The organism is Spirillospora sp. NPDC049652 (genome assembly GCF_040675125.1).
Taxonomy (GTDB): Bacteria; Actinomycetota; Actinomycetes; order Streptosporangiales; family Streptosporangiaceae; genus Spirillospora.
In genome coordinates this window covers 1-1371 of record NZ_JBFAOF010001425.1, presented here as the reverse complement: position 1 = coordinate 1371, position 1371 = coordinate 1, and the positions used below count along the sequence as shown (strand labels likewise).

The window sequence follows — 1371 nt, the reverse complement described above, 5'->3', positions numbered from 1 at the left end:
GCCGCCGCAGGCCCGAGCGTCCGGCCCCGTCCCGCCCGGAGGCGAAGCGCACCCGTCCCGCCGAGGCGCCCGACGACGCGCGCGGTTCCGCCGCGCCCGGCCGCAGCGCGCCCGCGAAGACCGCGTCCGGCAAGAGCACCACGGCCAAGAGCAAGCCGGGCAGAACCGCGTCCGGCAAGGCCGCGCCCGCGAAGGGCGGAGGCCGCGCGAAGCCGTCCGCCCGCGCCGCGGACGAGGACGCACGCCCCACCAAGACCAGGGGCGCGCGCGGCGCGGCGGAGTCGGCCCGCGCCGAGACCACCGGCGGACGCCGGGCGAAGACCTCCGCCTCCGGCACGGCGGCCGTGCGCGGCACGTCCGCGACGCGGCGCGCCCGGGGCGCGGACGCGCGCAGCGGCGCGCCCGTGAAGAGCAGGACGCGCTCCGAGCCCGCCGCGGAGACCGCCTCGCCCACCAGGGCCCGCACCGCCACGCCGGACACGGCGAGGGCCGCGCGCGCGACGGCCCGCCGGACGGCGCGGGGCGTCCGCCAGTCGGCTCCGCCGCGCACGCCGTTCGTGCTCCTGATCGTCGGGCTGCTGGGCGGCGCGCTGGCGAGCCTGCTGCTGCTGAACACGGTCCTCGCCGAGGACGCGTTCACGCTGTCGCGGCTCCAGCAGAACAACAAGCAGCTCGAACAGCAGCGCCAGCAGATGCAGAGCGACATCACGCGGGAGGAGGCCCCGGCGCAGCTGGACGCCAAGGCCCGCGGCTACGGCATGCGGCCGCCGACGCAGCCCGCGTGGATCTCGCCGGACGGCACGGTCACCGGGACGCGCGGCGTCCGTCCGGTGCCGAACGCCGCCGCCGCGACCGCGGGCGCCGCGGGCGTGCTCGGCGTGCCCGGCGCGATCATCCCGGGCGAGGGCGTGCCGAGCGCGTCCGGCGCGGGCGAGGGCCGGGTGACGCCGTGAGGACGGCTCGGGAGGCGCGGTGAGCCGGCGTCCGACCGGTCCGCCGTCCGGGCGCGGGCGCGGCCCCCAGGGGAGGGGACCGCGCGGCTCGGCCGGACGGGACGAGAAGAACGGTCCCGGCGCGGCGCGCGCGTCCGGACGCAACACCGGTAGCACTCCACCCCGGTCGCCGGGCGGCTCGTCCGCCCGGCGACCGGCCCGTAACGGCATGGTGCCCCCGCAGCGCAAGGACGGCCCGAAGAAGGACGGCAAGTCCGGCCAGGGACGCGGCGACTCGTCCCGGGGCGGGAGCGCCAAGGACGGGTCCTCGCGCGACGGCAAGGAGACGCCGGCGGCGCGCCGCCGCGACGGCTCCCGAGCGTCCGAGGGCCGCTCGGGAACGGGCGAGGGCCGAGATCGGAAGAGCGTCGGGGGGCCG

Annotated in this window: 1 protein-coding gene and 1 pseudogene; both read left to right on the top strand. The window is 79.9% G+C overall.

All coding sequences use genetic code 11. From position 1 onward, the window contains the following. Positions 1 to 953 (top strand): cell division protein FtsL (gene ftsL, locus AB0J52_RS40765; protein ID WP_500188591.1); only part of this gene is annotated, 953 nt, incomplete at its 5' end. A 208-nt stretch (positions 954 to 1161) separates the two neighbouring features. Then, positions 1162 to 1371, top strand: a pseudogene (locus AB0J52_RS40760) (hypothetical protein); the annotation flags it as partial.